This window comes from Neptunomonas sp. (genome assembly GCF_041601355.1).
Lineage (GTDB): Bacteria > Pseudomonadota > Gammaproteobacteria > Pseudomonadales > Balneatricaceae > Neptunomonas.
This window is the reverse complement of record NZ_JBFIIH010000161.1, coordinates 1-7,531: the sequence shown is the minus strand read 5'-3', so window position 1 is coordinate 7,531 and position 7,531 is coordinate 1. Positions and strand designations below refer to the sequence as shown.

General features: G+C 43.6%; 6 protein-coding genes. 5 read left to right on the top strand and 1 reads right to left on the bottom strand.

The window, feature by feature from the left end; all coding sequences use genetic code 11:
• From ABY436_RS17860 to ABY436_RS17850, 3 genes are all read left to right on the top strand, one after another.
• Positions 1-580, top strand: a 580-nt coding sequence (locus tag ABY436_RS17860) for an EAL domain-containing protein (RefSeq protein WP_372740288.1), incomplete at its 5' end; no start/stop codon positions are given.
• Positions 581-836: 256 nt separating this feature from the next.
• On the top strand, positions 837-1,283 hold the full coding sequence (locus ABY436_RS17855) for a phasin family protein (protein WP_372740287.1): 447 nt from the start codon (positions 837-839) through the stop codon (positions 1,281-1,283).
• Between the two features lie 259 nt (positions 1,284-1,542).
• Positions 1,543-2,256: a cupin domain-containing protein gene (locus ABY436_RS17850; protein ID WP_372740286.1), complete on the top strand. Its 714-nt coding sequence runs from the start codon at positions 1,543-1,545 to the stop codon at positions 2,254-2,256.
• A gap of 107 nt (positions 2,257-2,363) precedes the next feature.
• On the opposite strand, the gene ABY436_RS17845 is transcribed toward ABY436_RS17850, so the two are convergent.
• Entirely contained in the window at positions 2,364-3,824 is a 1,461-nt protein-coding gene (locus tag ABY436_RS17845) for a PLP-dependent aminotransferase family protein (RefSeq protein ID WP_372740285.1), read from the bottom strand.
• Positions 3,825-4,055: 231 nt separating this feature from the next.
• On the opposite strand from ABY436_RS17845, the gene ccoG reads away from it, so the two are divergent.
• Both ccoG and ABY436_RS17835 read left to right on the top strand, forming a co-directional pair.
• A complete protein-coding gene (ccoG, locus tag ABY436_RS17840; protein ID WP_372740284.1) occupies positions 4,056-5,408 on the top strand; it encodes a cytochrome c oxidase accessory protein CcoG in 1,353 nt (450 codons plus the stop codon).
• Positions 5,409-5,704: 296 nt separating this feature from the next.
• Positions 5,705-7,531, top strand: a 1,827-nt coding sequence (locus tag ABY436_RS17835) for a diguanylate cyclase domain-containing protein (protein ID WP_372740283.1), incomplete at its 3' end; no start/stop codon positions are given.

Sequence of the window (7,531 nt, the reverse complement as noted above, 5' to 3'; positions counted from 1 at the left end):
CTGCCGACAAATATCGTCATGGAACACACACAAAAAACAACCGATTTCTTTTATATCAGTGAATATGAGTGTCCGCCAATTTCAGCAAAAAAACTTTATCTCTGAAATGCAGCGCATCATGCTGAGTCATAACATCCAGCCTCAGCAGCTTGAACTCGAACTGACTGAATCAATTCTTATCCACAATATTGACGATACAAAAAGAAAATTATTCGAACTAAGAGAGATGGGTATTCGTCTTGCTATAGATGATTTTGGTACCGGCTATTCGTCTCTCCAATACCTGAAAAACTTACCTATCGATGTGATAAAAATCGACCAGTCATTTATCAATGATATTTCGCTGGACGTCAATGACAGGGCTATCGTGCAAACCATTATATCGCTGGCTAAAAATCTTAATTTATGGGTAGTTGCAGAAGGTGTGGTTAACCAGGAACAATATGACTTTTTGAAGGAAAAAGGCTGTGATAGCTACCAGGGTTATTATTACAGCAAACCTATACCTATGGCTGAATTACTCAGCGTAATTGAGCATAAGAAAAATGAGCTGTTAGCCGGAATAAACATCAAAAACTAAACAGCCTGTTTTATTACCCTGAGCTATTTAGCTTTGGCAGGTCATACTAATACTAATACCAATATCAATATCAATGCCATGAATGGCTTAAAGCTGTGAGTGTCATCGGTTGTCTCACTGCTTGCCATCACACCTGCGTTCAATCTTTCCCATCTCATATTTAGCAAATAGCTGCTCAATTAACTTGCAATATAGATTAAAATATGATCAATTAGATTTAAACGGATGTTTGAAAAAACCAGCTGAGGATAAAGCAATGCGACAAGATATAATCAAAGATATCCAAGAAAAACTGATGCCTGTAACAATGATTTCTGACATAAACAAATCAGCCGCTGAAAAGCTAATCACGCTTCAGACTGAATATATGACAGACCTGTTCAATACTGGACTGGCGCAGATGAAAGCACTGAGTGAAGTACATGAGCCTAAAGAAGCGTTCGAACTGCAGATCAAGTATTTCAAAGAGTTAGATGCTAAATTGGCTAACATTACAGAAAAAGAAGTCGCCATGCTGTCAGCAACTAAAGAACAACTGATGGACGTTATAGAAAAGAACATTTCTGAAATGTCTGATATTTATGGGATGGCTGATATAAGCAAATTCATGCAGGATGCCCAGGATAAGATTCAAGAGACGATTAAAGTCACTCCACTTAACTCCGGTTCAATAAAACACGTTCCAGCCCGTAAAAAAGCTTAATTGATAGAAGCGATCAGACCGCAAGTGATGAAGATAATCTTCATCACTTGCACTATTTCCACTCGCGATGAGATTGCCGCAAGCGAACTTTTCCCCAGATGCAATTGATGAAATTTTTTCAGTTACTCTGAACTATAGAGCTAGCGCTAGAGCTAAAGCCAGAGCCAGATCAAAACCTTGCAGGATTCAATGCTTTCCATCCAATAGGACAGGTTGTTACAGTAGACGGCATTGCCAACGGTATCAGCGGGAGCCTACTATGTCAGCTACAACCAATCATTTCATACCCATCAACATGGATCGTGAACAACGCTGTGTAATTGAAACAGCGAGTAACGAATGGCTGCCCTCGCCTTCTAAAGGCGTATGGCGAAAACCACTGGAGAGAGAAGCGGCAGAACACGGACAAGTCACCAGCATTGTACGTTATGAGCCTGGTACTTTTTTCCCGGCACACAGCCACCCTTTAGGTGAAGAAATTTTTGTATTGAGCGGTGTTTTTGAGGATGAAAATGGCAGCTATCCTGCCGGTTCATACTTACGTAACCCTCCGGGTTCCAGCCATACACCCGGCAGCAGCGTCGGTTGCGAGTTACTCGTCAAACTTAATATGTTTGATGCCAATGACCAACAGCAGGTTACTCTGAATACGCACGAAACTACTTGGTTACCGGGTTTAGTCGATGGCTTAACCGTGATGCCCTTACACGAATTCGTTTCAGATACGTTTGCGGAGCATACCGCGCTGGTTCGCTGGCAAAGAGGAACACATTTTAGCACTCACCGGCATATGGGAGGAGAAGAGGTCCTAGTCCTTGAGGGAACCTTTGAAGATGAATACGGACAATATCCCACAGGTACATGGATACGCTCCCCTCACGACAGCAAACATCGGCCTTTCAGCGAGGACGGCTGCTTAATCCTGGTCAAAGTAGGCCACCTGTCCAGGCTTGCAGCACTAACCACAGCATAAGCTATCAGCAAAACCTGCTGAGCTTTTTTGGGAAAGGTTTTCAGGAAAGCTTCTGAGTTAATTAATGAACGGACTGGTGAACTGAGTGGTGAGAAATAAGTTCTGAATCAGGTTGAAAGTAGCGCCGCTATTGTCTTCAATGCTACCTGACGCGCAGCCGATAAGGGGTGCAAAAAGCTCAGGCGCAGACAATTGCGATAGCCACCTGTTGCAGAAAAAAGCGATCCTGGGGTGATCACTACACCTTGCTGCAAAGCAGCGCCGTATGCGCTAAGAGTATCAACGCCTTCGGGGAGTTGCAGCCAGATCGCTAAACCGCCCTGTGGAACGCTAAAGTGAATCTCGTGTGACCAGTGCTGATCCAAATAATCTACCCATTGATCACGCTGTTGCCGGAGCTGCTCTCGCTGCCTGCGCAGATGCGCATCGTAACCACCATCCTTGATAAAAGCGGCAAGTCCTTGTTGGACAAAGCGGCTACTGGCGAGCTGAGTCACCAACTTGAGGCGTTTCACCTGAGTATTCCAGCGTCCGGCATCTATCCACCCCACTCTGAGGTCACGTGATAAATTCTTCGAAAAAGAGCCACAGAGGATCACTCTGTTCGACTTATCATCCGCTTTAAGTGGCTCAGGACGGCTAAAAAAGCCCAGGTCCCCGTAGATATCATCTTCAATCACTGCCAGATCATACTGATCAGCCAGCAAGAGTAATTTCTGGCGTGAAGCCGCCAGCAAAGTAGCGCCGGTGGGTGTTGCAAAAGCAGGAGTAACGACACAAGCGCGGATATTCCATTGTTGCAGTGCGCTTTGCAGTGCGTCGATATCCATCCCGTTTACCGGTGAGGCAGGAATCTCTACCACCTGTAAACCGAGCTGCTCGAGTAACTGCAAAACTCCATAAAAACCTGGAGATTCAACAGCAACAATATCACCGCGCTGACAAGACGCCATTAACGCAAGGAAAAGTGATTGCTGACATCCTGCCGTTATACAAAAATCTTCTGCTATTCGCTCACACCCTTGACGACGATAGCGCTGCGCCAGTTGCTCCCTTAAATCCGCATCCCCTGCAGGTTCATCATAATAATGATGCGCTGCCACTGACTGGCGGCGTAAAGCCCGCCCTATACTGCGATTTAACGCGACAATACCAGCACTACTATTATGCCCGGTGGTTGTTTGGGGCAAAATATCAAAAGCGGCGCCACGAGTCATGATATCCATCACAACCTCATTAACGGTAACGGGTGCAGGTGCCGCCATAGCTCCTGAACCAGCCCCTGAAATAGCTCTTGAAATAGCTCTTGAAAAAGTACCGTCCATGGCCGCCGCTTGATCGCGGCACACCGCAGCAGGCATCACAAAATATCCGGATTTAGGGCGAGCTTCGACTACACCCTGAGCCTCTAAACGCTGATAAGCATGTAACACAGTGGCTTTAGAAAGCTGCCGATCTTTACACATTTCGCGTACCGATGGCAAACGCTCACCGACACGCCATCGCTGACCGGCAATTCCATCCCGAAGCCAGCTTTCCAGTTGTTGATAGCGGTAATCCCGAGGCATTGAAATTTCCATTTGAGAAAACATATGGGCAGTGCTTTTAAACAATTACGCGATGGCAGTGCGACCAACATAGCGGTCTGTCAAACAGAGCCTTGAACAATAGAATATATCCTGTCGCTCCATCTGTACCGTAAAATTTTTATTTTTTTATGCCTGATCCTATCGAAAATCTTCCTTTATCCTCTTTGCTCCTGAGTCTACAAACCTATTTTATGAGCGATCTTGTCAGCTATGCAGAAAATACCCGTACAGATCATTGAACCTTCATCATTCGTCGACAGTAAAATCCATGTGCGATTAACCGAAGGCTTTTTCCAGCAGTGCCGCCGTCTTATCAGTTGGCCATTATTAATAATTTACTTCGCACTAGTGTGGTTACAAGTCGATGGGCAACCGTGGTTACTGTTTGATTTTAGCCAGCGGCGCATTTTACTTTTTGGTACATCGCTCTCGTGGCACGATCTGCCATTATTAGCAGGAATAATGATTGCCGGAACCAGCTTACTGTTTTTTATGGCCGTTGGCTGGGGGCGCATATGGTGTGGCTTTGCTTGCCCGCAGAGTATATGGACATGGGTTTTTATCCGTATTGAACAATGGACAGAAGGCCGCGCCAATATCCGCGCTCGCCATGAACACCAGCCTTTGCGTGGTGGTTTATTCATTCGCCGTCTCAGCAAACATCTACTCTGGATTAGTTTTTCCATTGTTACAGCCGTAACCTTTACGGGATATTTCATACCGGTACGTGAGCTCGTTACTGATTTATTTACATGGCAAGCAAGTACTGTCACCCTTGGTTGGTTAACCTGTATGGCGGCACTCACCTATCTTAATGCCGGGCTGGTACGTGAAAAAATATGCCTCCACGCCTGCCCTTATGCGCGTTTTCAAAGCGTTATGTTTGATGATCAGACACGGACGGTCAGTTACGATAAGCGCCGGGGCGAGCCGCGCAGCAACAAACGAATGGCTGATGGAAGTAGTGGCGACTGCGTTGATTGCGGCCTTTGTGTTCAGGTCTGCCCGACGGGTATCGATATCCGTGATGGCTTACAAGCAGCCTGTATCGATTGCGGAGCCTGTATTGATGCCTGTGATGCGGTCATGGACAAAATACATCGCCCTAAAGGATTAATAAAGTTCTGCTCTGAAGATCAACTCGCTAAACGCAGAAGCCCCGTATGGCGACCCAGGCTAATTGGTTACTCACTGGTTTTTCTCAGCACCAGTGCCGCTGTAGTCTATGGATTTAGTAACAAAACTGAATTACTGGTAGAAATCCGCCGCGATCGCGGGCAGTTATTTCATCAACGCGATGAAAAAACTATCTGTAACCGTTATTTATTCAAACTGGAAAGTTTCAATCCAGAACTGCAAAGATTACATGTAACGATTAGCGGATTAAAAGGCGCTGAACTGGAGGGTGGCGAATATATCAGCGCTGATAATTTCGGGCAATGGCTACCCTACCGCATATGCGCAGCCACGTCTCTCATTGAAAATAAAACACTCAGGATACATTTTAGGAGTGAAAATTTTGAACATTATAAAAGCACAACATTTCTGACTAAAAAGCGTTAATCGCTGACTCTCAAGGTGTCTGCAAAGGTAATATCAAGCTGACTGCAGTCGTGGCGGAGAGGCTTATTTCTAGTTTATAAAATTAACTGGTATTTCAAATGGTTTTTAAAAAACGCTAAGTCGAATTAAAAAATATATTTACAATCATAATTACATCAAAAAACCACACCTTTACTCAGAAAGTTTTAGAATGGTTATAAAGAATAAGCATGTTACAAATTTAGAACCATCCTTCAGCCAACACAATTTTTAGTTTTGATACCTGGAGCGAATGCATTCACTTGAGGTAGTTATCTATGAGTAAAGGAGAAAAACTCTCTGAACTTCGAAAAAAAACTGAAGATATATTGAAGGTGACGGATCATTCCGCTGTCATAGAGAATAACATCGATATTGTTAGAATATTAGATGATATCAATACATACAGAATGGAACTGGAACGAAAGAATGAGGAGCTTCAATTAGCCAATGCTGAGTTAAGTATCTTACAGGAGATGCTAAAAGAGGAGATCTCTGTTCATTTCAGGCACTACGATATTGCGCCGGTGGGTTATGTCACTCTGGATACGAATAACCAAATTCTGGAAATAAACCAAACGCTGGCTAGTAAATTAACGCTACATAAAAATGACCTTCTTGGGCATCTTTTTAATTCATTGGTCTTTCCTGATGATCAGGATATTTTTTATTTTTGTTGCATAAAAATCATCAACGAGAAAAAATTTCAAACATGTGAACTGCGCTTACACACTAAAACCATTAGCCCCTTTTGGGTTCACTTAGATTGTGCACCCGAGCACCATAAAAAAGGCATGCGTATTCACATGGCGATCAGTGATATATCGCATTTAAAAACCTTAGAGCAAGATTTAACCCTATCGGCCTCCGTTTTAGACGAATGTGCAGAGATGATTATTGTTACTGATCCTGACTACAATATCATCAAAGTTAATAAAGCCTTTGTTCAAACCACAGGCTTTATCAAAGCAGAAACACTGGGGAAGAACTATAGTATTTTACAATCAGGAAAACACAATGATCAGTTTTATCAGGAGATGTGGGCATCGCTAAAGCTCAATAAAAATTGGCAGGGTGAAATATGGAATAAACGAAAAAATGGTGAAATTTATCCTGCATGGATTAGCCTGACAACCGTCAGCAACCCTGACGGCTCACCCGCATATTATATTAGTGTGTCTTCAGATATCACCCAACGCAAAAAAGATGCACAACAAATTAACTTTATGGCTTATTACGATCCGTTAACAGGCTTACCCAACAGGATTTTATTACAAGATCGCCTCAAACAAGCACTCGTTCAGGCAAGTCGTAACCGCCAACACGGTGCTGTTTTCATATTAGATATCGACCACTTTAAAGTGATTAACGATTCTTTAGGGCATTTAATTGGTGATGATCTTCTGCAAGAGGTCGCCAAACGTTTGTCTGACTGTATTCGTGAGGAAGATACGATATCCCGCCTGGGGGGGGATGAGTTTGTCGTCTTGCTCGCCGATTTAGGCGAAGATAAAAAAAATGCGATAAGCCATGCCAGCAGTGTTGCCGAAAAAATTATTCATACCATATCAGAACCCTTCATCACGCAAGAGAACAAACTGCAGATTACCGTCAGTATCGGCATCGTGATGTTTCCGGATGATACCGACCAGATCATAGACTTGATGAAACTGGCTGATAATGCCATGTATAAAGTCAAACAAGCTGGCCGCAATAACTATAAGTTTGTTACCCCCAGCTTACAAAAAGAAGCGGATGAACGTTTAAGTGTTCAACATGGCTTACATGACGCACTCAACAGAGATCTCTTTGAACTGTTTTACCAACCACAAATTAACTTTATAACCCAGGCAGTCAGCGGCGCAGAAGCACTCATCCGATGGCAAAAGCCGAATAGCGGCTTAGTGTATCCGGATGATTTCATAACAATTTCAGAAGAAAGCGGATTGATTGTTCCTATCGGCACCTGGGTATTAGAAGAAGCCTGCCGACAAATATCGTCATGGAACACACACAAAAAACAACCGATTTCTTTTATATCAGTGAATATGAGTGTCCGCCAATTTCAGCAAAAAAACTTTATCTCTGAAATGCAGCGCATCATG

Coding starts and splice junctions, on each gene's coding strand:
- ccoG (WP_372740284.1), top strand. CDS start 4,056: ATGCAGAAAATACCCGTACAGATCATTGAACCTTCATCATTCGTCGAC.
- ABY436_RS17845 (WP_372740285.1), bottom strand. CDS start 3,824: ATGCCTCGGGATTACCGCTATCAACAACTGGAAAGCTGGCTTCGGGAT.
- ABY436_RS17855 (WP_372740287.1), top strand. CDS start 837: ATGCGACAAGATATAATCAAAGATATCCAAGAAAAACTGATGCCTGTA.
- ABY436_RS17850 (WP_372740286.1), top strand. CDS start 1,543: ATGTCAGCTACAACCAATCATTTCATACCCATCAACATGGATCGTGAA.